Source organism: Streptomyces sp. NBC_00775, assembly GCF_036347135.1.
In the GTDB taxonomy this organism is placed as follows: Bacteria; Actinomycetota; Actinomycetes; order Streptomycetales; family Streptomycetaceae; genus Streptomyces; species Streptomyces lutosisoli.
In genome coordinates this window covers 8,281,808-8,306,835 of record NZ_CP108938.1, presented here as the reverse complement: position 1 = coordinate 8,306,835, position 25,028 = coordinate 8,281,808, and the positions used below count along the sequence as shown (strand labels likewise).

Here is a 25,028-nt window from a genome sequence, read left to right as displayed (position 1 = left end):
CGGATGGCAGGAATCGACCCTCAGGGGGTCGCGGTGATGCGGAAGTGCGTGAACGAGGCCGCGCCGGCGTGTCCCCCGCCGACGGGTGCGAGCGCGAAGAGCCCGAGCAGGGCGCCGACCCAGCGCCAGGGGGTGGCGGCGAAGACCTGGCCGGAGGGGATCCGGCCGTCGCCGACGTCGTACGAGAAGCGACAGCGCGCCCCGGCGCCGATCTCGATCCACAGCCGGGCCCGCCCCTCGGGCGCCGCCGGCGAATGCGCGGCGTCGCGCTCCCGGTCGGCGACCGACTCGGCGAACCGGTGCACGAGCCGCACCGATCCGTCGTGTTCCCGCTGGAGCCCGATCCAGCTGAACGCGTCCCCGAGCACGGCGAGGCCGGCCCGTGCCCCCGGCTCCTCGCTGTCGAGCCGCAGCTCGACCTCTACGGTGGCGGAGATACCGGGCAGCCGCTGCGTGAGCACGTTCGGGAGCTTGCGCAGATCGTGCGCGTCGACCGTCCGTACGCAGCTCAGCCGCAGCCCGTCCCCGGAGTGCTGGGTGGCCCAGCCGTCCTGCGGATTGGCGGTCCACTGCCACTGGCGCCCGTACCGGCCGCCGGGGAAGTCGTCGTCCGTGGCGGGCGCGGACGGCGGCTGGGGCGGCAGATCCGGCTTCTTGTGTACGGCGACGGGGGCGCCCTCGTCGCCAAGGACCGGCCAGCCGTCCGTGCCCCAGCGCATCGGCTGAAGGTGGACGACCCGCCCGTACGGGCCACGCTGCTGGAAGTGCGCGAACCAGTCCTCACCGGCCGCCGTGCGCACCCAGCCACCCTGATGCGGGCCGTTGACCTCGGTGTCGCCCTGCTCCAGGACGATCCGCTCCTCATACGGCCCGAAGAAGCCGCGTGAGCGGAAGGCGCCCTGCCAGCCGGACTCCACGCCCCCGGCGGGCGCGAAGATCCAGAACCAGCCGTCGTACCGGTAGGCCTTGGGCCCTTCCAGGGTGAACCAGCCGGGGATCCGGTCGGCGTCGACGATCACCTTGCCCTCGTCGAGCAGTCCGGTGCCGTCGGGACGCATCCGGTGGCCGGTGAGCCGGTTCTTCACGCCCGCGCGGGACTTGGCCCAGGCGTGCACGAGATACGCCTCGCCGGTCTCCTCGTCCCACAGCGGGCAGGCGTCGATGAGCCCCTTGCCCTCCTTGAGCAGGTGGGGGCGGGTCCAAGGGCCCCTGATCTCGGGGGCGTTGACCTGGAAGATCCCGTGGTCGGGGTCGCCCCAGAAGATCCAGAAGCGGTCGTCGTGATGACGCAGGGACGGCGCCCACACCCCGCAGTCGTGCCGGGGCTTCCTGAAGTCGCTCGCGGGCTCCAGGAGTTGGAGGGCGTGTCCGACGAGCGTCCAGTTGACCAGGTCGCGGGAGTGCAGCAGCGGCAGGCCCGGGACGCGGCCGAAGCTGGAGGCGGTGAGGTAGAAGTCGTCGCCGACACGCAGCAGGTCGGGGTCGGACCAGTCGGCGTCGAGGACGGGGTTGCGGTAGGTGCCGTCGCCCAGGTCGGCGGAGGTCAGGGCCATCACGGGCTCACCGCCTTCCGTACCAGCGCGGCGGCCTCGGCCCGGTCGAGGGCGCCGTCCGCGACGACGGTGACGACCCGCCGTACGACTGTCCCCCCGGCCGCGATCGGCAGCCGTGCCTCATGTGCGAGGGACGAGCCGACCCCCGGGTACTCGGCGGTGCGCACGAACCAGGGGTCGCGGCGGGTCGGTTCGGTGGCCCCGGCGAAGACGAGCGTCCAGGCGGCGCCGGAGAGGGCGAGCCAGTCGGCGCGGGTGCCGTGGATCGCTTCCTCGCCCTCGGTGCCGGCGGTGAAGACGCGCGGCGCCTCGGCCTCTTTGCGGGCACGCCAGAAGAAGCCGCCGTAGGCCGCGCCGGGCCGCCCGTTGGTGGCGGGGCTGCCGATGGACAGCTCGTGATCGGTCGTATTGGTGAGCGAGAACGTGAAGTCCAACGCCCAGGCTGTTTCGGTGAGTTCGGCCGCCGCGACCGTACGGCGCTCGCGCAGCAGCTCACGGCCCGCGGCCACCCAGCGCAGCTCCTCCACGAAGCCGTCGGGGTCGCGCAGCTGGAAGGCGGCGTGCCGCTGGGCGCCGTGGTTGTCGAGCTCGGTTGGCCCCTGGTCGCGTACATAGGTGCGCCCGCCCCAGAAGTTGTGCCCCTCGACGTCGGGAACGGCGACACCGACGCCGAGGTGGTGTGCGTGGTCGGCGGGGCTGAGCTCGGTGACAGCCGTGCCGGCCAGGGTGGTGACGGGGTGCAGATAGGGACGCGGGGAGAGCTTGGGCGGCAGTGCGGGCCGGGTGATGTACCGGGCGACGGGGCGGCCCGCGATGCGCAGGACGAGTGACTCGTTCATCGGGCGCTCACCTCGTTCAAGGCCGCCCAGGGGGCGCCCAGTTCGGAGTAGAGGGCGAGGGTGTCGGCGGCGGCCGCGACGAGTCCGTCGATGCCCCGGACGACCCGGCGGTTCTCGCCGGGCAGCAGCTCCCAGGCGTGGTCGGGCAGGGCGACGGGGTCGGGCGCCCGGCGGATCGCTTCGACCACCTTCATGAAGGCGCCCGTCGACTCGGGCGTGACCAGCAATTCGGCACCGTCCGTCAGATGGGCGACCAGGTTCTCCAGCAGGTCGGTGCGGCCGTACTCGATCTCCTCCGGGCCCCGCCCGGACCGCTGCACGAGCACACGGTCCTGCTTGTACCAGAAGGTGATCCGCCCCTGGTCGCCGTGCACGAGGACGTACGGCTCGTCGGGCCGCTCGGCGCAGAGCGTCGCGGCGACGGTGATACGGCCCTTCGCGGTGACGATACGCACGCACGAGGTGTCGTCGGACTCGATGTCGTTGGCGCGCAGCAGCTCGGTCTCGATCCCGGTGATGTCCTCCGCGCGGGTGGAGCCGTCCAGCGCGAGGGCCGTGGCGACGGCGTGCGCGAGGGGGTTCGTCAACACCCCGTCGACCACGTCCACGCCGTTCATGCGGCGCTTGCCCGCCCACGGCGCGCGCCGGTAGTACGCCTCGTCGCGCGCCCAGGCCCCGGCCCCGCCGATCCCGATCACCGTGCCGAGCGCGCCCTGGGCGATCAGCTCGCGGATCGCGGGCACCGCGTGCGAGCCGAGCGACTGGAAGCCGATCTGGCAGACCACTCCGGCCGCGGCGACACCGTCCGCCATCCTGCGGAACTCCGCGTAGGAAGGCGCGGGCGGCTTCTCCAGGAGCAGGTGTACGCCCTTCCGCGCGGCGATCAGTGCCAGGTCGGTGTGGGTGGGGATGGGCGTGCAGATCACCGCGATCGCGGCGCCGGTGGAGTCCAGGAGGGAGCCGAAGTCGGCCGACTGCGCGGGGAGTTGGCCCTGGAAGTCCTCCTTGAGCTCCTCCTCGCCGAGCGGGGTCAGCTCGCAGATGCCGACGAGTCGTACGAGACCCCTCTCCTGGAGGCGGCCGATGTTGCGCAGATGCCAGCGGCCGTGACCGCGGGCGCCCGCGAGGACGACCGGCAGCGGGGTTTCCTTCACGTGGGGCGTGCTCATCGGACCCTCCCCGCACCCGCGCCGCGCTGCACATCGCGGTCGGCCTGCCGGGCGCTGTCGATCGTCCCGTGCAGCGTGGGCGTCCAGCCGACGTCGGCGGTCAGGTCGCGCTCGCTGCCGGAGTTGTAGGCGTTGTAGATGGCCAGCAGATCGACGGGGAAGCCGTTGAAGAGCGTCCCGGTCTGGTGCAGGGCCGTGCCGTTCCAGCTCTTCACGAGGTCGGCGACCTCGACGTGGCTGGGCGTGGTGAAGGCGTTGTTCTCGGCGTAGACCGCCGACTCGGTGGAGACGCCGAGCGAGTAGCGGTACTCGGAGCCGGCGGGCACCACGTACCGGTTGTCATAGACGTGCACCTGGCCGAAGCGGACGCGCGGCGCGCGCTGCACGACACCCTCGAACTCGTTGTGGTGCAGGGTGACGCGGAGTCTGCCGCGGTCCCCGGTCGCCGCGTCGCTGTTGCCGATGAGCATCGCCTTGTCGTGGTCGGCGAACCGGCTCCAGGAGACGGTGACCAGGTCGGAACCGGTGGTGATGTCCAACAGGCCGTCGTGGCGCAGGTAGTTGCGGCCGAAGTAGGTGGGTTCGCCGGCGTCGGGGTGGCCCTTGTCGCTCGCGGTGATGTGGTCGACCCACACATGGGTGGCGCCGCTCAGCCAGAGGGTGTCGTACGACGTCTTCCAGTCGCCGAGGCCGCCGGTGTTGGGCTGCCAGACGGGGAAGCAGTCGTAGGCGTCGCGGAGTTCGAGGTTGCGGACGATGACGTTGTCCGCGTTCTTGACCTGGAGGCTGGCGCCCTTCAGTACGGCACCGGAGCCTAGGCCGACGATGGTGGTGTTGGGGCCGACGAGGAGTTCGACGCGCGCGGCCTGCGCGGCGGCCGAGGCCTGCCGGGCCTCCTCCTGCGCGCCGCTGGGCTTCGCCGAGCCCCAGGTGCGGGGGTCGTAGGCGGCCAGGTACTCCTTGAGGGAGTACCCGTCCGTCGCGTAGTCGTCGCAGTCCAGGTGATGGCCGTCGTCGTCGGTGTTGGCGTCGATCGTCCCCGCGATCTTGATGATCTTCGGGGTGGCGCTGCCGCCGTCGAGGGCGCGGACCAGCCCGGCACGGCTGCGTACGGTGAAGACATGGGCGTCGTCGGCCGCCGCGCCACCGGTGGTGCCGCCCTCCGCCGCCGCCCAGCCGTCGTCCGCGGCCAGGGTGTCGCGGCTGATGTCCCGGGCGTCGGCGCCGGCCGGAGTGCTCAGGACCACTCCCAACAGGCCGACCACGGACGCCACTTGGAGAAGGCTTCTCATCCGCCGTGCGCGCCTCATCCCTTCACCGCCCCCGCGCTGAAGCCGGTGATCAGCCACTTCTGGATGAAGGCGAAGACGATGACGACGGGGACGGCGGCGATGATGCCGCCCGCGGCCAGCGCGCCCAGGTCGACGCTGTCGGAGCTCATCAGGGTGTTGAGGCCGACGGGGATGGTCTGCTTGCTCTGGTCGCTGAGGAACATCAGGGCGAACAGGAAGTGGTTCCAGGCGTGCACGAAGGCGAAGGAGCCGACGGCGATCAACCCGGGCCGCAGCAACGGGAGTACGACGATCCGGAAGCCGTTGAAGCGGTTGCAGCCGTCGACCCAGGCGGCCTCTTCCAGCGAGGGCGGCACGTTCCTGATGAACCCGCTGATGAGGATCATCGACAGCGGCAGCTGGAAGACCGTCTCGGCGAGGACGACACTGCCGAGCGAGTTGATCATCTGGAGCTTGGCGAAGATCTGGAAGAGCGGCACCAGGAGCAGTGCCCCCGGCACGAACTGCGAGCAGAGCAGCGCCAGCATGAAGCCGCGCTTGATCTTGAAGTCGAAGCGGGCGAGGGCGTAGCCGCCGGCGAGCGCCACGACGGTCGTCATCACCAGCGTGGCGACGGCGATGAGCACGCTGTTCTGGAAGTAGGTCCCGAAGCTGCGCTCGTTCCACACCTTGTCGAAGTGCTCGAAGGTCATGGGCCAGGGCACGAGCGAGGTCGAACCGGCCGGGCGCAGCGCGAAGAGGAGGATCCAGTAGAAGGGGATCAGGGTGAAGAGCAGGTAGATGCCGAGGGGCACGTAGATCTGCCAGCGCGGGACCTCGTCCCAGGCGCGGTGCTGCTTCCCCGCGGGGCGCATCGGGACGGCGGTCCCCGTGCCGGACTCCGGGGTGCCCGGCACGACGACCGTGCGGGTGTTGGACTGGGCGTCCTCGGTGATCACTTGTCCCCACCTCCGAACTTGCTCAGTCGCAGGTAGACGATCGAGCAGAACAGCAGAATCACGAACGCGACCGTGGTCAGGGCCGACGCGTAGCCGAAGTTGTGCGCGTCGACGCTGGTGTTGGCGATGTAGAGCGGGAGGGTCGTCGTCTCGCCCGCGGGACCACCGCCCGTCAGCGTGTAGAGCAGGTCGACGTTGTTGAACTCCCACACCGCACGCAGCAGCGTGGACAGGACGATGGCGTCCTTCAGGTGCGGCAGCGTGATGTGCAGGAACTGCCGGAAGCGGCTGGCGCCGTCGACCTCGGCGGCCTCGTACAGATCCTTGGACACGGACTGGAGGTCGGCGAGGATCAGGATCGCGAAGAAGGGGACACCGCGCCACAGGTCGGCGACCACGGCCGCCGGGAAGACGGTGGAGGTGTCCGAAAGCCAGCTCGTTCCGTACTGCCCGATGCCCGCGTCGGCGAGGTAACGCGTAATGCCTGTCTGGGAGTTGTAGAGCAGCACCCAGATCGCGGAGGTCAGCACACCGGAGACGGCCCACGGCGAGAAGACCAGCGCGCGGCCGATGGCCCGCCCCACGAAGGTCTGGTTGACGATCAGTGCGAGCGCCAGACCGAACAGCAGTTGCAGGCCCACCTCGACGATGACCCACTTGGCGCTGAAGGTCAGCGTGTCCCAGAACTGGGGGTCGTCGGTGAAGGCGTGCGTGAAGTTGTCGAAGCCCGCGAATCCGTTGCGCCACGGCTTGGTCGGGTTGAAGTTCTGCAGGCTGTAGTAGAAGACGCTGATGACGGGGTAGGCGATGAAGCCCAGCATCAGCAGCGCCGCCGGGGCGATCAGCAGATACGGGAGCCTGCGCGGGGTCGCGGAGGCACGGCGTCGCCGGGGTGGCGCGGGCGGTTTCGCCACGGCTGCGGCTTGGGCCATGACTGGTCTCCGTTTCTCGGGCGTTCTCGTGCGTTCTTGCGGTGAAGCGCTTCGCATACGTTGTTCGAGATCTCGGCCAAATGAAGTGCCGAGGGTGATTCAGCCCGCGTACGGGTCCTGCACCGTGCCCGGCCTGGCCAGGAACTCGAAGTCGCAGCCGGTGTCCGCCTGGGTGATCTGCTCGTTGTAGAGCGCGCCGTAGCCGCGCTCGTAACGGACGGGCGGCGGCGTCCACTCCGCCCGCCTTCGCTCCAGCTCCACGTCGTCCACGTTGAGCTGAAGCGACCGTGCCTCGACGTCGAGGGTGATCGTGTCCCCGGTCCGCACCAGCGCGAGCGGCCCGCCGACGTACGACTCGGGCGCCACGTGCAGCACGCACGCGCCGTAACTCGTGCCGCTCATCCGGGCGTCGGAGATCCGCACCATGTCCCGTACGCCCTGCTTCAGCAGATGGTCGGGGATGGGCAGCATCCCGTACTCGGGCATACCCGGACCGCCCTTGGGCCCGGCGTTGCGCAGCACCAGCACGCTGTCCGCCGTGATCCCGAGGGACGGGTCGTTGATGGTCCGCTGCATGGTCTTGTAGTCGTCGAAGACGACCGCGGGACCCGTGTGCTTGAGCAGCTGCGGCTCCGCGGCGATGTGCTTGATGACCGCGCCGTCCGGGCAGAGGTTGCCGCGCAGGACGGCGACTCCGCCCTCGGTCGCCACGGGGTTCTCCCGGGTGCGGATGACGTCGTCGTTGTGGACCCGCGCACTCGCCAGCTGCTCACGCAGGCTGTCGTACGACACCGTCGGCCGGTCCAGGTGCAGCAGATCGGTGATCCGCGACAGGAACCCCGGCAGGCCGCCGGCGAAGTGGAAGTCCTCCATCAGGTACGTCTGGCCGCCGGGCCGTACGTTCGCGAGCACGGGGACCGTGCGGGCGATGCGGTCGAAGTCGTCGAGGGTGAGGCGGACGCCCGCCCGGCCGGCCATCGCGATCAGGTGGATCACGGCGTTGGTGGAGCCGCCGAGGCCGAGGACGGTCGTCACCGCGTCCTCGAAGGCGTCGGCGGTGAGGATGGCGGAGAGTCTGCGGTCCTTGTGGACTTGTTCAACGATCCTCATGCCGGATGCCGCGGCCATCCGATCGTGCCCGGAGTCCACGGCGGGGATGCTCGACGCGCCCGGGACGGTCACACCGAGCGCCTCGGCGGCCGCCGTCAGCGTGGACGCCGTACCCATGGTCATGCAGTGACCGGGCGAGCGGGCGAGACCGCTCTCCAGCTCGGTCATCTCGCAGTCCCCGATGAGCCCGGCGCGCTTGTCGTCCCAGTACTTCCACATGTCGGTGCCGGAGCCGAGGACCTCATTGCGCCAGTGGCCCGGCAGCATGGGCCCGGCGGGCACGAAGACGGCCGGCAGATCGACGGAGGCGGCCCCCATCAGCAGGGCGGGCGTGGACTTGTCGCAGCCGCCCATCAGCACGGCCCCGTCGACGGGGTAGGACCGCAGCAGCTCCTCGGTCTCCATCGCGAGCATGTTGCGGTAGAGCATCGGGGTCGGCTTCTGGAAGGTCTCGCTCAGCGTGGAGACCGGGAATTCGAGCGGGAAACCCCCGGCCTGCCACACCCCCCGCTTCACGGCCTGCGCACGGTCGCGCAGATGCACATGACAGGGGTTGATGTCGCTCCACGTGTTGAGGATCGCGATGACCGGCTTGCCCAGGTGCTCCTCGGGCAGATAACCGAGCTGGCGGGTGCGGGCCCGGTGGCTGAAGGAGCGCAGACCCGACGAGACGCCGCTGCCGTACCACTGGTGGCTTCTGAGGTCCTCGGGCCGTCTGCGCTGCTCGTCGTGGCTGTTCATATGGACCATCCGGCGGCTATCGCGGCGACCTCGGCGCGCTCGCTCTCGGGCAGCGGCTTGCTCGGCGGGCGGACGTCACGGCGGCACAGCCCGAGCGAGGCCAGGGCCTCCTTGACCACGGTGACGTTGTTCGCGGAGGCGTTGGCCGCGCGCAGCTCCTCGAAGCGGCGGATCTGCTCCCAGACCTTCATGGCGGCCGGGTAGTCGCCGGATCGAAGCGCTTCGATCATGTTCAGCGAAACGGACGGGGCGACGTTCACGAGCCCCGAGGTGAAGCCCGTGGCACCGGCCGAGAAGTACGAGGGCGCGTACGGCTCGGCGAGCCCGGCCACCCACACGAACCGTTCAAGGCCCGCGTCCCGGGCGAAGGCGGCGAAACGTGCGGCGTCCGGAACGGCGTACTTCACCCCGATGACGTTCGGGCACACATCGGCGAGCTCGGCGAGCCGCGCCCCCGCGAGCAGCGGATTACGGATGTAGGGAACGACGCCCAGTTCGGGCACGGACTCGGCGATGGCCCGGTGGTAGTCGACCCAGCCGCCCTCCGACACATACGGATGCACGGGCTGGTGGACCATCACCATCTGCGCACCGAGCGCGCGAGCGTGCCGCGCCGAGGCGACGGCGGTCGGCACGTCATGTCCGACACCAACGAGAACAACCGCCCGGTCCCCGGTCTCCTCGATGGTCAACTCGGTGACGAGCTGCCGCTCTTCGGGTGTCAGGGCGTAGAACTCACCGGTGTTGCCGTTCGGCGTGAGGGTCTTCACCCCGCCGTCGAGCAGCCGACGCAGCAGGGCCCGGTGGGTGTCGCGGTCGATCGTGCCGTCCTCGGCGAACGGAGTCACGGGGATCGCCACGACCTCGGCGAGCGCCGCCCGCTGGGTCTCGTACGTCGCTGTCATTCCTGTTCATCCTCTTCCTGGCCCTGGGGGAAGGCCCGTTGCACGAACGACGCGATATGGGCGTGCAGCGCGCCGGCCGCGCCATCGGCGTCACCGTCGAGGGCGAGCCGCAGGATCTCCCGGTGCTCGTTCGCCTCGCGCTCCCAGGACGGGTCGGCGGCCCAGGCGACCGCCGAGACCAGGGCGGCCTGGTCGCGTACTTCGTCGAGCATCCGGCCGAGCAGCGGATTGCCGCAGGACACGTACAGGGCGCGGTGGAACTCCCGGTTGGCCAGGGAGCGTTCGGCGGTGTCGGCGGCTTCGTCGGCTCGCGTCAGCGCGTCCCGCGCGGCGGCGAGCGACGCCTCGCGCCGTACGGTCCGCCGCAGCGCCTCCGGTTCGAGGAGCAGCCGCACGTCGTACACCTCGCGCGCCATGTCCGCGTCCACCATGCGCACCGTGACGCCCTTGTACTGGTTCATCACGACGAGCCCGGTACCGGCCAGGGTCTTGAGCGCCTCGCGCACGGGCGTCTTGGACACCCCGAACTGTGCGGCGAGCTCGGTCTCGACCAGGGCCTGTCCCGGGGTCAACTGCCCGGTGAGGATGCGGTGTTTGATCCCCTCCAGCACGAACTGCGTGCGGGACGGGATCGGGGTGGGCACAGAGGTCATGCGCGCCTCTCGGATCTCACGTGTCGGATCGCGGGCTTCCGATCGCGTGTATCGGATCTCGCATATCGCGTCTCATATATGACGTACGAAGTACGACGGGTTGAAGGTAGGAGCGCTCCTGTGTTTCGTCAACGCTTCTGACAAAAGAAGTTGGAGTGACCGGTGAGTCGGCCCTCGGTGTCAGAAGCTGCGTCAGAGGCTCGCGATGCCGCCCTCGCGGGCGGTGGTGGTCCGGCCGCCGAAGACGACGCCGGCGCGCTCGGTGGCGGACTCCGGGGTGAGCGTCGGCCCCACATGGGTGACCAGCAACTCCCGTACGCCGGCCTCCTTGGCCACGGCGCCGGCGTCCTCGGGCGTGAGATGCACCTGGCGTTCGCTTCCGCGATGCCGGTCGATGTCGGCCTCACAGAGGAACAGGTCGGCGCCGGCGGCGAGTTCGGTGAGCGCCGGGCAGGGACCACTGTCTCCGGAGTACGCGAAAACGCTCCCGTCGCACTCGGCCCGCAGCCCGTACGCCTCGGTGTCGTGCACGACGGCACGCGTACGAAGGCGCAGTTCGCCCACGCGCGTGTCATGCCCGTCGTGCAGGGTCCGGAGGTCGAAGACCCCGCTCAGGAACCCGGGATCCCGCTGCCCGAAGAACCCGGCGAGCCGCTGCCCGAGCTCGGGCGGCCCGTACACGGGAAGGGGGGCGGAGGGGGTGAGCCCGCCGTACGCCAGCCCGTAGACGGCGGAGAGGAGGTCGGCACAGTGATCCGCGTGCAGATGCGAGATCCAGATCGCGTCCAGCCGCGCCGGATCCGTATGCCTCTGCAATTCGGCGAAGCTCCCGGGCCCGGCGTCGACCCACACCTCGGCACCCCCGCCGCTCAGCAGATAGCCGGAGCAGGGGCGGCCGGGCCCCGGGTGGGGGGAGGCGGTGCCGAGGACGGTGAGGGCGAGAGACATGCGGGGAGCGTACGGAACGGCAGCACCGCGGGCTCCCCTTTTTCCGGCGCTCCAGGGCGCTGCGGCACCGGGCGTGTCGCGCGCGCCGCCACTCCGCCGGCTCCTCAGGTGTCCGCGTACACCACAGCTCGGCGACTTCTCAGGCGCCTGTATGTGCCGGTGCCCTACGGCTTCCAGCCGGGGTCGCGGCCGCTGAGCCCGATCACCCGGTCGAGCAGCGGTGCGTCGTCCGGCACCGGCACCACGGGCCCGAAGAGGCCCCCGTCCCTGCTCGGATCCTCGGCCGCGCTGGCGAGGAGCCCCTGCGACGCCTGGAGGGCAGCGGCATCGGGCTCGTACTCCTGGCCGGTGGCACGGGCGAGATCCCACCCGTGCACCACCAGCTCGTCGGCGGCGACGGCGGCCGCCACCGCACCGGGCAGGGAGACCCCGCCCGCCCGGGTCTCACCCGTCCAGGCGGCCGGGTCGCGCCAGGCCTCGGCGAGCTCGTCGAGCGCCTTGGGCAGGGCCTCGCGCCAGCCGGGCTCGATGTCGGGCACGAAGGAGCCCGGGCTGGTGGCCGTCGTAGGGCCCAGGTCCTTGCGCGCGGCGTCGCGGAAGGCGATGACCAGCCCGGCCACATGCCCGAGCATGTTGTGCACCGCGAGCCCCGGACAGGGGGTCACGCCGTCGAGCTGCTCCTCGGTCACGCCCTGCGCGAGGCGCGCCACGATCAGGGCCTGCGGCCCGAGGTCGAAAGTCTGGCCGGTCATCCACGTCTCCTCAGCACTCAGCACGCGTGTCCACTGACGGGGTAGACCCAGGCGGCGCGCAAAACTCATCGCTTCCGCACTCACTGCTTGCGCACTCATCGCTTGCACGCTCATCGCATGCACCGCGATGAGGCGCCGTCGCGTCCGTCGGGAATGGTTGCAGCAGCTCACAGTGACATCCATCACGTCGACATCCGGCATCAACGCGGTTCGGTAGTACATGACGCCTGGGCGATATAGCCAGACTTGCCGTCTGGAATCCGACATACGGCGCACATGATCCAATGGCATGCATCCCGCCCGCTTCTTTCACCCCGCCCGCCGGGCACAGGGGGGCTTCTGACGGAGTGCCAGACCCTGCCGCGCGCCGGTGAGCCGCGTCAGCACACCCGTGCGCCCGATTCAAGGCCGTTCGTGGACTACGAGGCCGGGTAGTAGTAGCGCTCGTTGCCGCTCACTCACTCAGGTTTTAACAATGACGGCCCCACAAGGCGTCACCGCAGCTCAGGCACAGCGTCCATGCCGAGCCGGCCCACCGGAGGCGCACCCGCGACGACGGAGCGAGGTCACCATGAGGAAGCACCGTAGGAAGACGCGCCACCGGAAGATAACCATCGCTGCTGTCGTGGTGAGCGCGCTGGCGCTACCGACCGCCGCCATGGCCTGTATGAACCATCAGGGCAGCCAGGGTGCCGAGTCGTACGGCGGCCAGTGGCAGAACTGGAGGAACACGTCCTCGCAGGAGCGGTGGAAGAACGGCGAGTGGACGTCGCGGCCCTCGGCATCCGCTTCGGCTTCGGCTTCGCAGACAGCCACCGCGCCCGCCACGACAGCACCCACCGCGTCCAAGACCCCCGCCCGGAAGGCAACCGCGGCACCCACCGCAACCGCCTCGAAGGCGGCCACGGCACCCAAGGCGTCCTCGGCCGCCCCTGCCACGGCGGCCCCGGCAGCCTCCAGCGCCGTGGCTCGCATCGTGGCCCTGGTCAACAGCGAGCGCAGCAAGGTCGGCTGCTCTCCGCTGACCTTGAACGCGAAGCTCGCGAAGGCCGCCCAGGCGCACAGCGTGGACATGGCGAGCCACCAGAACATGTCGCACACGGGCTCCGACGGTTCGGATCCGGGCACACGGATCACGCGTGCCGGCTACATCTGGAGTTCCTACGGCGAGAACGTCGCGTACGGATACTCGACCCCCGAGCAGGTCATGGCGGGCTGGATGTCCAGCCCCGGCCACAAGCGCAACATCCTGGACTGCGGTTACAAGGAGATCGGCGTCGGCCTCGCGCAGCCCGGCAGCTACTGGACGCAGGACTTCGGCACGGCCCGCTGACCGCTCACGCCGGCCTCCGTCCCCGTTGCGACGTACCTGCCCCTGATCCGGGGCCGAAGGCTCCAGGCACCCCCACCTGGAGCCTTCGGCCCGGCTTAGACAGCAACGGTTTCCGCCAGGCCGGGTAAGGCACATGCCCGATCCCCCGGCGGCCGCCTTAGGACCACGATCACCTGCCATGACATGGACGGTGGCGCGTGTTCTCAGTGACCGCAACGCGGGGTTGTACCTGACCGGAGTCGTGGTCTCCGGTTTCGGATCGTCGGCGATGTGGCTGGCCTCGGGCATCTGGGTCAAGGACCTGACGGGCTCGAACGGCCTGGCGGCCCTCTGCGTCTTCGCGCTCTGGGCCCCCACACTCATCGGCCCTCTCCTCGGCACTCTGGCGGACCGCACCCGCCGCCGCCCACTCCTGATCACCACGAACCTGGCCCTGGCCGCGCTCCTCCTCGCCCTCTTCGCCGTGGACACCCCGGACCGCCTGTGGATCCTCTTCACGGTGCTGCTCCTCTACGGCGCGGCAGGCGTCGTCCAGGACGCGGCGGAGTCGGCGCTGCTGGCCACCGCGGTCGACAAGACCCTGCTCGGCGACTTCAACGGCCTGCGCATGACGGCCAACGAGGGCATGAAGCTGTTGGCTCCCCTGGCCGGGGCGGGTCTGTACGCGGCGTACGGCGGTGCGCGGGTCGCGCTGCTGGACGCGGTGACGTTCGCGCTGGCGGCGGGCGTGTGCGCGCTGCTACGAGTCCAAGAGCCCCCGCCCCCCGAAGCCACCCCTGCCGCCTGGCGAACCCGCACGGCCGAGGGCGCCCGCTTCGTCTGGGACCACCCCCGCCTCCGCCCCCTGGTCCTGGCCGGCGGTACGACCATGCTCTTCGCGGGCCTCAACGGCGCGACGATCTACGCCGTGGCCGAGGGCCTGGGCCACTCCCCCACGTACGTGGGTCTCCTCTACGTCGTCCAGGGCGCCGGCTCGGTGACGATCGGCCTGGTCTGCGGCCCCCTCCTGCGCCGGCTGGGCGAACGCCGTTTCGCCGGGTACGGGATCGCTCTCACGGCCACCGCGGTGGCGCTCCGCTCGGTCCCTTCCGATCCCCTGACCCTCGTCTCCTGCGCCGCCGTGGGTGTCGGTCTCCCCTGCGTTCTGATCGCGACGTACACCGCGGTCCAGCGGGAGACTCCGGCCCATCTCCTGGGCCGCACCACCGCCACCGCGAACACCCTTCTCTACGCTCCCAACGCCCTCGGCCTGGCCGCCGGCGCCGCCCTGGTCGAACTGATCGACTACCGCCTCCTCTTGGCCACCCTGGGCCTCACCCGCCTCCTCACCCTGCCCCCTCTGCTCCGCGACACCCCCTCCGCACCACCGCCCTAAAGCACTTCCTCGCCCCCGCCGCCCCTACCCGTCCCATCCCGTTCCTGGGGGCTCCGCCCCCAGACCCCCAAAAGATTGCGCCGTTCCCCGCGCCCCTGAAATGACCGGGGTTGTTCGTCGTCTGCGGGGCGGTGGGGGCTGGGCGCGCAGTTCCCCGCGCCCCTAAAAACACCCCCCGGAACCGTTCGACGCACGGCACCGCCCACCCCCAGCCGACACACACCCGCACCCGGCGACGCACGACGGCCCCACCCACCCCCACCCGCTACGACGGCGGCGCAGTCGGCGACGCACAGAAGGGGCCGTGTCGGTACGTCCAGCCCGTCGCATACGTGGTTATGGGCAAGTTCATGCTGTGGCAGCAGGCAGTAATGCCCACCGGCGACGGGCTGGACGTACCGGCGCGGCCCCGACCCACCCCCACGCCACCGAACCACCGAACCGCCCCCTCACCCCAGCCCCGCCACCGCCACCCCCACAGCCCGCAGATCCCCATCAGACGCCAACCCGGCGTGATACAGCCGAAGTTCCGTCGCGCCCAGCGAAGCCGCGCGCTCCGCGTCCGCGGCGAGCGCGCCCGGCCGGCCCCCCATCCCCGACACCACGGTGAAGTTGGCGGCCAGCACGCTGCCCTCCCGCGCCGCCTCCGCGAAGGGAGTCAACAGCCCGGCACCACCGGTGCACGGCACGACCACCCCATCCGCCACGGACAGGATGTGCCCGGGGTCGACCCCGGCGTTCGCACCGCAGTGGTACGACACCGGATCCGCGTGCAGCAGCACCTGGAACCCGCCCGGCGCAGCCGCCCGTACCGCCGAGACCGCCGCCTCCTGGAGCGTACGAGCCACCCCGTCACGCCACACACGCGTAGCCCCCGCGGCCCCCGCCCCGAGCAGCTTCTCGACCCCCGCCCACCCACCGTCCGACGGCGCCCCCCGCCACACCGGCTCCAGAGCCCCCCGTACGGCGGCCGCCAACTCCCGCCCGTCAAGCCCCTGTTCCGCGTAACCGTCGAGGCACACCGCACAGAAGCACAGCGACATCAGGTACTGCCCGGCATCCCCGAGCCCCACCCCGCCGATCTTGTCGTGCGCGTGCAGATGCGCCAGCCCGTACCACCCCAGCGACTCCAGCTCCGTACCACGAGCCCCCGGCCGTACCGCCGCCTCCGCCGCGAGGCCGACCAGATAGTCCCGCGTCCCGGGCTGCGCGATGCACGGCGCCCAGGGATACCGGTCCCCATACGCGTTGACCACGGAAGTGGACGGATGCTCGGCCCCCATACGGGAGTTGTGCGCGAGAACCACCCAGGTGTGGACCTCGAGCCCGGCATCGGCAAGCTCCGCGGCAGCGGCCCCGTAGGCGTCGCCCTCTGCCCAGCTCCCCGCCGCGTACGGCCTGATCCGGCGCCCCTCCCACCGTGACTCGTCCACGGGGTAGAGCACGGCCGCGTGCTCGGCGGTGACGATCCGATGCCGAGGGTGCCGCGGCGTCAACGCCCGCGTCGAGTGGTACGCGGACGCGAGCGTCACCTGCCGTATCCCGAGCCCGGCGATCCGGGAGGCGGCCTCCGGATCCCCGTTGACATCCCACGGGTACAAGAACGCGGACGTCTTCACACACCCTCCTCAAGCAAGGCGTACCCACGCTCGATCAACTGCGCGAGCTGTTTGACATGGTCCTCGGCCGGCTCGTGCAACGGCGGCCGCACCTCCCCCACGTCCAGCCCCCGCAACCGCACCCCCGCCTTGACGAGCGAGACGGCGTACCCACGCCCCTGCGCCCGCAGATCGACGAACGGCCGGTAGAAGCCGTCGAGCAGCCGGTTCACCACATCGTCGTCCCCGGCGTTGAGCGCCGCGTGAAAGGCCAGCGCGATCTCCGGGGCGAAGCAGAACACGGCGGACGAGTACAGCGTGATCCCGATACCCCGGTACGCGAGCCCGGTCAGTTCCGCCGTCGGCAGCCCGTTGAAGTACAGGAAATCTCCCGGGACCTCACTCCGCACCGCGCTCACGATCCGCTGCATCAGGTCAAGGTCACCGACCCCGTCCTTGAACCCGATGATTCCCTCGCTCCGGGCCAGTTCGACCACGGTCTCGGGCGTGAACACGGCGTTGTCGCGCTGATAGACGATGACGTCCAGTGAGGTGGCCGCGGCGACCTCCCGGTAGTGCCGCAGCAGCCCCTCCTGTCCGGCCACGACGAGATACGGCGGCATGGCGAGCAGCCCGTCGGCCCCGGCATCCTCCGCGAGCCGCGCGTACCGCACGGCGAGCGCGGTCCCGTACCCCGCCCCCGCGACGACCGGCACCCGCCCCGCCGCCGCCTCCACGGCCACCCGCACACACGCCTCGAACTCCTCGGGCGTGAGCGCGTGGAACTCGCCGGTCCCGCAGCACGCGAAGACGGCCGCGGCGCCCGCCTCGACTCCGCGCCGCACATGCTCCCGGTAGACGTCGAGGTCGACGGAGCCGTCGGGGCCGTACGCGGTGACAGGGAAGAACAACGGACCGCTGGGGATACTCAGTCGAGCGGCGAGAGGGGCTGAGGTCACGGGCTCTCCCTAAAACGGTGCTCAGCGGTGCACGTTTCTGATCCACGTCTATATTTCTGAACGCGACCACGCTAAGACGCGACCTTGGGGCCGGTCAAGCACACAAACTCGCAACACGGCAGCGGATTCACCACCTCCGCGCGACACTTGACGCGGCAGGTCACCGCTCCTTAGCGTGTCCATGGATGTGAATGCCGTACATGAATACGTCCACTACGGCCACCCGACGCGGCACGACATGACACATCGCCCCGCACCGAGGAGAGACACCCGCATGCCCGCTCCCCGCACCGTTCTGCTCACCGGCGCCGCCGGCGGACTCGGCACCCTGATGCGGGGGCTGCTGCCGAAGTACGGCTACGAGCTGCGCCTCCTCGACCTGCTGCCCATCGAGGGCGAGCCGGACGCGATCACCGCCGATCTCTCCGACCGGGCGGCGCTGCGCGAAGCGGTACGAGGCGTCGACGCGATCATCCACCTCGCCGGCATCTCCCTGGAAGCGTCCTTCGACAAGATCGTCAAGGCGAACATCGAGGGGACGTACAACCTGTACGAGGCCGCGCGCGAGGAAGGCGTACGGCGGATCGTCTTCGCCTCCTCCAACCACGCGGTGGGCTTCACCCCGCGCCCGCGGGGAGAGGCTCCCTTCGGCGACAGCGACCTGATCCCCATCGACACCCCGCACCGCCCGGACACCTTCTACGGTCTGTCCAAGTCCTTCGGCGAGGACCTGGCCCAGCTCTACTGGGACAAGTACGGCCTGGAGACGGTCTCGGTCCGCATCGGCTCCTGTTTCGCGGAGCCCACCAGCGTGCGCATGCTCTCGGTCTGGATGAGCCCGGAGGACGGCGCGCGCCTCTTCCACGCGGCACTGACCGCCGAGGACGTACGGCACACGGTCGTCTACGGCTCGTCCGCCAACACCCGCCTGTGGTGGGACCTGTCGACCGCGCGGGCGCTGGGCTACGAGCCGCGGGACGACTCCGAGCCGTACGCCGAGAAGCTCATCGCCGAGCAGGGCGAGCTCGACCCCGACAACCCGGACCACGCCCACCTGGGCGGCCACTTCACGACGCACCCGCCGATCTGGCCGTACTGACAGCGCGGCGAGAACCGGAAAACACGGCGGGCGGGCACCGAACGGGCCCGCCCGCTCCCGTGTTCGGGCACGAACCCTGCCCGATCCCACCTCCCCCTCGACTCCGCCCCAGGTCCGCCGCGGGCACCCGCACCGCGAAACGGGCACAGCCGGGCACCATCGGGCACGCAACAGGCCTGGTCAGTGGCCGATACCCGCTGTAGAACTTCCCTCAAGGGCCGCACAGGGCCCGAACGGGCAGTGCGCGACGGAGCGCGAGGGAGCAGGTGACGACCATGACGGCGATGACGGCGGAGGAACGACAGCGCGAGATCGTCCGGGCCGCGCGCCGCACGGGATCGGTCGACGTCACCGTGCTCGCCGCCGAGCTGGGCGTCGCGAAGGAGACCGTACGGCGCGATCTGCGCACCCTGGAGGACCACGGTCTGGTGCGCCGCACGCACGGCGGCGCCTATCCCGTGGAGAGCGCCGGCTTCGAGACGACGCTCGCCTTCCGCACCACGAGCCATGTGCCCGAGAAGCGCCGGATCGCCGCCGCGGCCGCCGAGCTGCTCGGGGACGCCGAGACGGTCTTCGTCGACGAGGGGTTCACTCCCCAGCTCATCGCCGAGGCACTGCCCAGGGACCGCCCGCTGACCGTGGTCACCGCGTCCCTGGCCACGGCGGGCGCGCTCGCCGAGGCCGACCACACCAGCGTCCTGCTGCTCGGCGGCCGGGTCCGCCCCGGCACGCTCGCGACCGTGGACCACTGGACGACGAAGATGCTCGCCGGCTTCGTCATCGACCTGGCGTACATCGGCGCCAACGGCATCTCCCGCGAACACGGCCTCACCACCCCCGACCCGGCGGTCAGCGAGGTCAAGGCACAGGCGATCCGGGCCTCCCGGCGCACGGTCTTCGCGGGCGTGCACACCAAGTTCGGCGCGGTCAGCTTCTGCCGTTTCGCCGACATCAGCTCCCTGGAGGCGATCGTCACGAGCACGCTGCTCCCGGCGTCCGAGGCACACCGCTACTCACTCCAGGGCCCGCAGGTCATCCGAGTCTGACAACCCAACCCACCACTTCCATAGCGTCCGGTTCCATAGCGTCCGGAAACCCAACTCACGTACTCCGTAGGGCACCCCCACGCCCCAACACACCCCTATTTCTCCCCATACGTCCAGGAGTGATCCATGCGAACCCCGAGCCGACGGAGGCCGCGCGCACTGCTCGCCGCGGCCGCCGCAGGGACGCTGCTCACCCCGCTGCTCTCCGGATGCTGGACCGGAGCGGGCGGCGCGGGCTCCGGAGGCAACTCCATCAACGTCCTGATGGTCAACAACCCCCAGATGGTGGAGTTGCAGAAGCTCACCAAGGCCCACTTCACCAAAGAGACCGGCATCAAGGTGAACTTCACCGTCCTGCCGGAGAACGACGTCCGCGACAAGATCAGCCAGGACTTCGCCAACCAGGCGGGCCAGTACGACGTCGCCACACTGTCCAACTACGAGATACCGATCTACGCCAGGAACGGCTGGCTGCACGAGATGGACTCGTACGTACGCCAGGACAGCGGGTACGACGAGCAGGACATCCTCACCCCCATGCGGCAGTCCCTGACGGCCGACGACGGGAAGCTCTACGGGCAGCCCTTCTACGGCGAATCGTCCTTCCTGATGTACCGCAAGGACGTGTTCGCCAAGAAGGGCCTGACGATGCCCGCGCATCCCACCTGGGAGCAGGTGGGCGAGCTCGCCGCCGAGGTCGACGGCGCCGAGTCCGACATGCGGGGCATCTGCCTGCGCGGCCTGCCGGGCTGGGGCGAACTCATGGCACCGCTCACCACCGTCGTGAACACCTTCGGCGGCACCTGGTTCGACAAGAACTGGAAGGCGCGCCTTGACTCCCCCGAGTTTGAAAAGGCGACGAAGTTCTACGTAGACCTCGTGCGGCGGCACGGCGAGTCCGGCGCCGCCCAGTCCGGCTTCGCCGAGTGCCTCAACAACATGACGCAGGGCAAGACGGCCATGTGGTACGACGCCACATCCGCCGCGGGCCTGCTGGAGGCGGCCGACTCCCCGGTCAAGGGCAAGCTCGGCTACGTACCCGCGCCGGTCGAGAAGACCAAGTCCTCCGGCTGGCTCTACACCTGGGCGTGGGGCCTGCAGAAGGCCTCCCACAACTCGGACAAGGCCTGGAAGTTCATCTCCTGGGCCTCCAGCAAGCAGTACGAGCAGCTGGTCGGGGACACGACCGGCTGGTCCAACGTCCCGGCGGGCAAGCGCGCCTCGACGTACACGAACGCCGCCTACCGCAAGGAGGCCGCGGCCTTCCAGGACATGACCCGCGAGGCCATCGAGGGAGCCCGGCCCCGCGACCCGGGGGTACAGCCGCGACCCGCGCCCGGCATCCAGTTCGTCGGCATCCCCGAGTTCACCGATCTCGGCACCAAGGTCTCGCAGGAGATCAGCGCGGCCATCGCCGGACGCCAGTCCGTCGACTCGGCCCTGAGGAAGTCCCAGAAACTCGCCGAGAAGATCTCCAAGGAGTACGAGGGACGATGACCGCAGCGACGACAGCCCCGATGGCCACCACATCGGTACGCGCCACCCGCAGGCCCTCCGGCCGACTGCGCGCCTGGGCCACCCGCGCCCCGCTCCTCCCCGCCCTGATCTTCATGATCGCCGTGACCCAGCTCCCCTTCGTGGCCACGCTGGTGATCTCCTTCTTCGACTGGAACGCCCTCTACCCGAACGCCCGCCACTTCACGGGCTTCGGCAACTACTCGGACGTACTCACCGACGCGGACCTGCGCCACTCGGTCTGGACGACGATCCTGCTGACCGTGACCGTGGTCCTGGTCAGCCTGATCCTGGGCCTGGGTCTGGCCCTGCTCCTGGACCGGAAGTTCCGCGGCCGGGGCATCGTCCGCACCCTCCTCATCGCCCCCTTCCTGGTGGTCCCGGTGGCGGCGGCGCTGCTCTGGAAGCATGTGCTCTACAACCCTGAATACGGCCTGCTCAATGGGTTGTTGCACTACGTGGGCGGACCACAGCCCGACTGGATCTCGAACACCCCGCTGCTCGCGGTCGAGGCCTCCCTGGTCTGGCAGTGGACGCCGTTCATGATGCTGATCCTGCTGGCCGGACTGCAGAGCCGCTCCCACGAACAGATCGAGGCGGCCCGGGTGGACGGCGCGAGCGACTGGCAGGTCTTCCGCCATCTGACCCTCCCCCACCTGCGCCGCTACCTGGAACTGGGCGCGCTCCTGGGCTCGATCTACATCGTCCAGAACTTCGACGCGGTCTTCACCCTCACGTCCGGCGGCCTGGGCACGGCGAACCTCCCCTACACCGTCTACCAGAGCTTCTACCAGGCCCACGAGAACGGCCTCGCCTCGGCCGCGGGCGTCCTGGTCGTCATCGGCTCGATCATCATCGCGACCTTCGCGCTCCGCGTCGTGTCGTCCCTGTTCCGCGAGGAGGTGTCCCGCGCATGAGCGACATCGCCGTACGCGTCCGTGCCCGCCGAGAAGGCCGGGGAAGCCGGGGCGCGAGCCTCGGCCTGGTGGCCTGGCTGGCCGGGATCGTCTTCTTCCTCCCCATCGCCTGGATGGCCCTGACGTCGTTCCACTCGGAGTCGGACGCGGCGACCAACCCGCCGTCCTTCGGCGCCGCCCTCACCCTGGACGGCTACCGCGAGTTCTTCGGCACGGGAGGCGGAGCGAGCCCGTGGCCCGCGCTGATCAACTCGACGGTGGCGTCGACGGTCTCGACGATCTGCGTCCTCCTCCTGGCCTTCCCGGCGGCGTACGCGCTCTCGATCCGCCCGGTGAAGAAGTGGACGGACGTCCTGTTCTTCTTCCTGTCGACAAAGATGCTGCCGGTGGTAGCGGGGCTTCTCCCGATCTACCTCTTCGCGAAGAACACGCACATGCTGGACAACATCTGGCTCCTGGTCATCCTCTACACCTCCATGAACCTGCCGATCGCGGTGTGGATGATGCAGTCGTTCCTCGCCGAGGTCCCGGTGGCGGTCATCGAGGCGGCCCAGATAGACGGCGCGAGGCTCCCCACGATCCTCGCCCGCGTGGTCGCCCCCATAGCCCTGCCGGGCATCGCCGCCACGGCCCTGATCTGCTTCATCTTCAGCTGGAACGAACTCCTCTTCGCCCGCGTGCTGACGGGTGTCGCCGCCGAGACGGCCCCCGTCTTCCTGACCGGCTTCATCACCAGCCAGGGCCTGTTCCTGGCCAAGGTGTGCGCCGCGTCGCTCGTCATCTCCCTGCCGGTGCTCGCCGCGGGGTTCGCCGCCCAGGACAAGTTGGTCCAGGGCCTGTCCTTGGGAGCCGTGAAATGAAGGCCGCCGTCATCGAGTCCGTGGGCCGCGCCGTCGTCACCGAGGTCCCGGACCCGACGCCGGGCCCCCGCGAGGTCGTCGTCGAGGTCGCCGCCTGCGGCCTCTGCGGCACCGATCTGCACATCCTCCAGGGCGAGTTCGCCCCCAAGCTGCCGATCGTGCCGGGCCACGAGTTCGCGGGCGAGGTGGTCGGGGTGGGCACCCAGGTCACCGAACTCTCGATCGGCGACCGAGTGGCGGTCGACCCCTCCCTCTACTGCTACGAGTGCCGGTACTGCCGTACGGGCCACAACAACCTCTGCGAGCGCTGGGCGGCGATCGGCGTGACGACGGCGGGCGGCGCCGCCCAGTACGCGACCGCCCCCGTGGCGAATTGCGTCAGGCTCCCGGACCACGTCCGCACCCAGGACGCGGCACTCGTCGAACCGCTCTCCTGCGCGGTACGCGGCTACGACGTCCTGAACTCCCGCCTCGGCGCGCACGTCCTGATCTACGGCTCCGGAACGATGGGCCTCATGATGCTGGAGCTCGCCAAGCGCACCGGCGCCGCGAGCGTGGACATCGTGGATCTCAACCCGCAGCGACTGGCCACCGCGCAGCTGCTCGGCGCCTCCGCCTCGGCGGCGAACCCGGACGAGCTGGACCGCCCGCAGGGCTGGGACCTGGTCATCGACGCGACGGGCAACGCCGCGGCGATCCAGGACGGCCTCGACCGGGTCGCCAAGGCCGGCACCTTCCTCCAGTTCGGCGTCGCCGACTACGCGACGCGGGTGACGATCGACCCGTACCGCATCTACAACCAGGAGATCACTATCACCGGTTCGATGGCGGTCCTGCACAGCTTCGAACGTGCGGCGGAGCTCTTCGCCACGGGTGTTCTGGACCCCTCCGTCTTCATCAGCGACCGCCTCCCCCTGACGAGCTATCCCCAGGCACTGGAACAGTTCGCATCTGGCGTGGGCCGCAAGATAGTCGTGGTGCCGTAAGCCTTTGTCGCCCCCGCCGCCCCTACCCGTCCCATCCCGTTCCTGGGGGCTGCGCCCCCAGACCCCCCTAAAAGATTGCGCAGTTCCCCGCGCCCCTTTTAGGGGCGCGGGGAACTGCGCAATCTTTTGGACCAGCCCCCACCCACCCGCAGACGACACACAACCGATCGGGGTCGAAGGGGCAGAGCCCCTGGGGATGGGACGGGTAGGGGCGGCGGGGGCGAAAAGGCCCTCCTCAGACTCATCCTTGGGTAAGGGAACGGTAAAGCGGCCCCGCTCGTTACCTCAGGCATGACAGCTATGACCCCCGGCTCGAACATCCCTCTCCCCGTCACCCACGTGACGGTGGACGTCGCCGCCCCGGTGCGGCTCGACGTATCGGGCCTGCTGCTCACCGCCGACGGCAAGGTGCGCTCCGACGACGACTTCATCTTCTACAACCAGCCCGCGGGCCCCGGCGTCACCTACCGCTCGGGCGGCGGCACCGCCCCGGACGCGATCACGGTCGACACAACCGCCGTCCCCCCGGGCATCGAGAAGATCGTCGTCACCGCAAGCCCGGACGCACCGGGCCAGACCTTCCAGGGCATCGAACCCACCGCCACGATCCGCAACGCGACCGACAGCGCGGTATTGGCGACGTTCACCCCACCGCAGCTCGGCACCGAGACGGCCCTGGTGATCGTCGAAATCTACCTCCGCAACGGCGCGTGGAAGGCCCGAGCCGTCGGCCAGGGCTACGCGAACGGCCTCGCGGGCATCGCCACGGACTTCGGCGTCTCGGTGGAGGAGCCGGCGCCGACCCCTGTCGCACCCCCGGTCCAGGCCCCCGTAACCCCGCCCCCGCCGCTGGACCCCCGCCTCACCGCCCCGCCGGCCCCGCCCGCACCCCCGGCGCCCGCCGCCGCCCCCGCGCCCGCAGCCTCCGGAAAGATCAACCTGGACAAGGGCCGGGTGAGCCTCCAGAAGAACCAGACCGTCTCCCTGGTCAAGGGCGGCCGCCCGCTCCTCTCCCAGGTCAAGATGGGCCTCGGCTGGGAGCCCGCGTACCGCGGCAAGGACATCGACCTGGACGCCTCGGTCATCGCGTACGGCCCGCAGCGCAACCACATCGACAGCTGCTACTTCGGCAAGCTCTCCATCGTGAACGGCGCGATCAAGCACTCCGGCGACAACCTCACGGGCGAGGGCGGCGGCGACGACGAGGTGATCGTCGTGGACCTCGGCCGCCTCCCCCAGGACGTCACCGGCCTGGTCTTCACGGTCAACTCCTTCTCCGGCCAGAAGTTCACCGAGGTCGCCAAGGCCTACTGCCGACTGCTGGATGCCGCCACCGGCGAGGAACTGGTCCGCTTCGACCTCACCAACGCCGAGCCCCAGACCGGCGTGATGATGGCCAAGATGATCAAGCAGTTCTCCGGTGAGTGGGAGATGACGGCCCTGGGCGACTTCGTGAAGTCCCGCACGGTCCGCGGCATGGTGAAGCCGGCGGCCCAAGCGCTCTGACC

23 protein-coding genes are annotated in these 25,028 nt (G+C 70.1%); 9 read left to right on the top strand and 14 right to left on the bottom strand.

Translation table 11 applies throughout. The annotated features are described in order from the left end of the window. Positions 1–20: 20 nt before the first annotated feature. The 12 genes from OIC96_RS36870 to OIC96_RS36815 form a co-directional block, all read right to left on the bottom strand. Positions 21–1,553 (bottom strand): glycoside hydrolase family 43 protein, encoded by a 1,533-nt coding sequence (locus tag OIC96_RS36870; RefSeq protein ID WP_330303675.1) that lies wholly within the window; start codon positions 1,551–1,553, stop codon positions 21–23. Then, on the bottom strand, positions 1,553–2,392 hold the full coding sequence (locus OIC96_RS36865; protein WP_330303676.1) for a PmoA family protein: 840 nt from the start codon (positions 2,390–2,392) through the stop codon (positions 1,553–1,555). Before OIC96_RS36865 ends, OIC96_RS36870 begins: the two co-directional genes overlap by 1 nt. After that, positions 2,389–3,561 (bottom strand): Gfo/Idh/MocA family protein, encoded by a 1,173-nt coding sequence (locus OIC96_RS36860; RefSeq protein WP_330303677.1) that lies wholly within the window; start codon positions 3,559–3,561, stop codon positions 2,389–2,391. Before OIC96_RS36860 ends, OIC96_RS36865 begins: the two co-directional genes overlap by 4 nt. Continuing rightward, a complete protein-coding gene (locus OIC96_RS36855) occupies positions 3,558–4,853 on the bottom strand; it encodes a pectate lyase family protein (RefSeq protein WP_330303678.1) in 1,296 nt (431 codons plus the stop codon). The genes OIC96_RS36860 and OIC96_RS36855 overlap by 4 nt, the downstream gene beginning before the upstream one ends. A 14-nt stretch (positions 4,854–4,867) precedes the next feature. Continuing rightward, the gene (locus tag OIC96_RS36850; protein ID WP_330310051.1) at positions 4,868–5,707 is read right to left on the bottom strand and encodes a carbohydrate ABC transporter permease; all 840 of its coding nucleotides are present in this window, start codon (positions 5,705–5,707) and stop codon (positions 4,868–4,870) included. 80 nt (positions 5,708–5,787) lie between these two features. Next, positions 5,788–6,723, bottom strand: a complete 936-nt coding sequence (locus OIC96_RS36845; RefSeq protein ID WP_330303679.1) for a carbohydrate ABC transporter permease — start codon at positions 6,721–6,723, stop codon at positions 5,788–5,790. Between the two features lie 99 nt (positions 6,724–6,822). Further along, entirely contained in the window at positions 6,823–8,574 is a 1,752-nt protein-coding gene (gene araD / locus OIC96_RS36840; protein WP_330303680.1) for an L-arabinonate dehydratase, read from the bottom strand. Next, positions 8,571–9,479 (bottom strand): dihydrodipicolinate synthase family protein, encoded by a 909-nt coding sequence (locus OIC96_RS36835; protein WP_327427788.1) that lies wholly within the window; start codon positions 9,477–9,479, stop codon positions 8,571–8,573. The genes araD and OIC96_RS36835 overlap by 4 nt, the downstream gene beginning before the upstream one ends. Next, the gene (locus tag OIC96_RS36830; protein WP_330303681.1) at positions 9,476–10,132 is read right to left on the bottom strand and encodes a GntR family transcriptional regulator; all 657 of its coding nucleotides are present in this window, start codon (positions 10,130–10,132) and stop codon (positions 9,476–9,478) included. The genes OIC96_RS36835 and OIC96_RS36830 overlap by 4 nt, the downstream gene beginning before the upstream one ends. Before the next feature lie 192 nt (positions 10,133–10,324). Further along, positions 10,325–11,080 carry an MBL fold metallo-hydrolase gene (locus OIC96_RS36825; RefSeq protein ID WP_330303682.1) on the bottom strand — a complete coding sequence of 252 codons (756 nt, stop codon included), beginning with the start codon at positions 11,078–11,080 and terminating at the stop codon, positions 10,325–10,327. 164 nt (positions 11,081–11,244) lie between these two features. Then, entirely contained in the window at positions 11,245–11,832 is a 588-nt protein-coding gene (locus OIC96_RS36820; RefSeq protein WP_330303683.1) for a TIGR03086 family metal-binding protein, read from the bottom strand. A 675-nt stretch (positions 11,833–12,507) separates the two neighbouring features. Further along, the gene (locus OIC96_RS36815; protein WP_330303684.1) at positions 12,508–12,807 is read right to left on the bottom strand and encodes a hypothetical protein; all 300 of its coding nucleotides are present in this window, start codon (positions 12,805–12,807) and stop codon (positions 12,508–12,510) included. On the opposite strand from OIC96_RS36815, the gene OIC96_RS36810 reads away from it, so the two are divergent. Then, entirely contained in the window at positions 12,797–13,165 is a 369-nt protein-coding gene (locus tag OIC96_RS36810; protein ID WP_330303685.1) for a CAP domain-containing protein, read from the top strand. The two genes, OIC96_RS36815 and OIC96_RS36810, sit on opposite strands and share 11 nt — an antisense overlap. Before the next feature lie 178 nt (positions 13,166–13,343). Beyond that, on the top strand, positions 13,344–14,540 hold the full coding sequence (locus OIC96_RS36805; protein ID WP_330303686.1) for an MFS transporter: 1,197 nt from the start codon (positions 13,344–13,346) through the stop codon (positions 14,538–14,540). 449 nt (positions 14,541–14,989) lie between these two features. Here OIC96_RS36805 and OIC96_RS36800 read toward each other — a convergent pair whose 3' ends face one another. Both OIC96_RS36800 and OIC96_RS36795 read right to left on the bottom strand, forming a co-directional pair. Further along, positions 14,990–16,159, bottom strand: coding sequence for a hypothetical protein (locus OIC96_RS36800; protein ID WP_330303687.1), 1,170 nt, complete (start codon positions 16,157–16,159; stop codon positions 14,990–14,992). Next, entirely contained in the window at positions 16,156–17,097 is a 942-nt protein-coding gene (locus OIC96_RS36795) for a 5-dehydro-4-deoxyglucarate dehydratase (protein ID WP_330303688.1), read from the bottom strand. The genes OIC96_RS36800 and OIC96_RS36795 overlap by 4 nt, the downstream gene beginning before the upstream one ends. A 274-nt stretch (positions 17,098–17,371) precedes the next feature. Here OIC96_RS36795 and OIC96_RS36790 point away from each other — a divergent pair, with 274 nt between their 5' ends. From OIC96_RS36790 to OIC96_RS36760, 7 genes are all read left to right on the top strand, one after another. Further along, entirely contained in the window at positions 17,372–18,196 is an 825-nt protein-coding gene (locus tag OIC96_RS36790; protein ID WP_330303689.1) for an NAD-dependent epimerase/dehydratase family protein, read from the top strand. 275 nt (positions 18,197–18,471) lie between these two features. After that, positions 18,472–19,242 (top strand): DeoR/GlpR family DNA-binding transcription regulator, encoded by a 771-nt coding sequence (locus tag OIC96_RS36785; RefSeq protein ID WP_330303690.1) that lies wholly within the window; start codon positions 18,472–18,474, stop codon positions 19,240–19,242. Between the two features lie 126 nt (positions 19,243–19,368). After that, complete coding sequence (locus tag OIC96_RS36780) at positions 19,369–20,739, top strand: ABC transporter substrate-binding protein (protein ID WP_330303691.1); 1,371 nt, start codon at positions 19,369–19,371, stop codon at positions 20,737–20,739. After that, entirely contained in the window at positions 20,736–21,674 is a 939-nt protein-coding gene (locus tag OIC96_RS36775; RefSeq protein WP_330303692.1) for a carbohydrate ABC transporter permease, read from the top strand. Before OIC96_RS36780 ends, OIC96_RS36775 begins: the two co-directional genes overlap by 4 nt. Continuing rightward, positions 21,671–22,534 carry a carbohydrate ABC transporter permease gene (locus OIC96_RS36770; protein ID WP_330303693.1) on the top strand — a complete coding sequence of 288 codons (864 nt, stop codon included), beginning with the start codon at positions 21,671–21,673 and terminating at the stop codon, positions 22,532–22,534. Before OIC96_RS36775 ends, OIC96_RS36770 begins: the two co-directional genes overlap by 4 nt. After that, complete coding sequence (locus tag OIC96_RS36765; RefSeq protein WP_330303694.1) at positions 22,531–23,520, top strand: zinc-dependent alcohol dehydrogenase family protein; 990 nt, start codon at positions 22,531–22,533, stop codon at positions 23,518–23,520. The genes OIC96_RS36770 and OIC96_RS36765 overlap by 4 nt, the downstream gene beginning before the upstream one ends. A gap of 300 nt (positions 23,521–23,820) precedes the next feature. Then, positions 23,821–25,026: a TerD family protein gene (locus OIC96_RS36760; protein ID WP_330310052.1), complete on the top strand. Its 1,206-nt coding sequence runs from the start codon at positions 23,821–23,823 to the stop codon at positions 25,024–25,026. The last annotated feature ends 2 nt before the right edge of the window (positions 25,027–25,028 follow it).

Excerpts from the sequence above, each read along its gene's own strand:
- OIC96_RS36765 (WP_330303694.1), top strand. The coding sequence starts at position 22,531 with ATGAAGGCCGCCGTCATCGAGTCCGTGGGCCGCGCCGTCGTCACCGAG.
- OIC96_RS36835 (WP_327427788.1), bottom strand. The coding sequence starts at position 9,479 with ATGACAGCGACGTACGAGACCCAGCGGGCGGCGCTCGCCGAGGTCGTG.
- OIC96_RS36845 (WP_330303679.1), bottom strand. The coding sequence starts at position 6,723 with ATGGCCCAAGCCGCAGCCGTGGCGAAACCGCCCGCGCCACCCCGGCGA.
- OIC96_RS36790 (WP_330303689.1), top strand. The coding sequence starts at position 17,372 with ATGCCCGCTCCCCGCACCGTTCTGCTCACCGGCGCCGCCGGCGGACTC.
- OIC96_RS36865 (WP_330303676.1), bottom strand. The coding sequence starts at position 2,392 with ATGAACGAGTCACTCGTCCTGCGCATCGCGGGCCGCCCCGTCGCCCGG.
- OIC96_RS36785 (WP_330303690.1), top strand. The coding sequence starts at position 18,472 with ATGACGGCGATGACGGCGGAGGAACGACAGCGCGAGATCGTCCGGGCC.
- OIC96_RS36780 (WP_330303691.1), top strand. The coding sequence starts at position 19,369 with ATGCGAACCCCGAGCCGACGGAGGCCGCGCGCACTGCTCGCCGCGGCC.
- OIC96_RS36770 (WP_330303693.1), top strand. The coding sequence starts at position 21,671 with ATGAGCGACATCGCCGTACGCGTCCGTGCCCGCCGAGAAGGCCGGGGA.
- OIC96_RS36870 (WP_330303675.1), bottom strand. The coding sequence starts at position 1,553 with ATGGCCCTGACCTCCGCCGACCTGGGCGACGGCACCTACCGCAACCCC.
- OIC96_RS36860 (WP_330303677.1), bottom strand. The coding sequence starts at position 3,561 with ATGAGCACGCCCCACGTGAAGGAAACCCCGCTGCCGGTCGTCCTCGCG.
- OIC96_RS36825 (WP_330303682.1), bottom strand. The coding sequence starts at position 11,080 with ATGTCTCTCGCCCTCACCGTCCTCGGCACCGCCTCCCCCCACCCGGGG.
- OIC96_RS36855 (WP_330303678.1), bottom strand. The coding sequence starts at position 4,853 with ATGAGAAGCCTTCTCCAAGTGGCGTCCGTGGTCGGCCTGTTGGGAGTG.
- araD (WP_330303680.1), bottom strand. The coding sequence starts at position 8,574 with ATGAACAGCCACGACGAGCAGCGCAGACGGCCCGAGGACCTCAGAAGC.
- OIC96_RS36820 (WP_330303683.1), bottom strand. The coding sequence starts at position 11,832 with ATGACCGGCCAGACTTTCGACCTCGGGCCGCAGGCCCTGATCGTGGCG.
- OIC96_RS36850 (WP_330310051.1), bottom strand. The coding sequence starts at position 5,707 with ATGCGCCCCGCGGGGAAGCAGCACCGCGCCTGGGACGAGGTCCCGCGC.
- OIC96_RS36775 (WP_330303692.1), top strand. The coding sequence starts at position 20,736 with ATGACCGCAGCGACGACAGCCCCGATGGCCACCACATCGGTACGCGCC.
- OIC96_RS36830 (WP_330303681.1), bottom strand. The coding sequence starts at position 10,132 with ATGACCTCTGTGCCCACCCCGATCCCGTCCCGCACGCAGTTCGTGCTG.
- OIC96_RS36805 (WP_330303686.1), top strand. The coding sequence starts at position 13,344 with ATGACATGGACGGTGGCGCGTGTTCTCAGTGACCGCAACGCGGGGTTG.
- OIC96_RS36815 (WP_330303684.1), bottom strand. The coding sequence starts at position 12,807 with ATGCGAGCCACGGCGCTGGAGGCTGCCGGGGCCGCCGTGGCAGGGGCG.
- OIC96_RS36760 (WP_330310052.1), top strand. The coding sequence starts at position 23,821 with ATGACCCCCGGCTCGAACATCCCTCTCCCCGTCACCCACGTGACGGTG.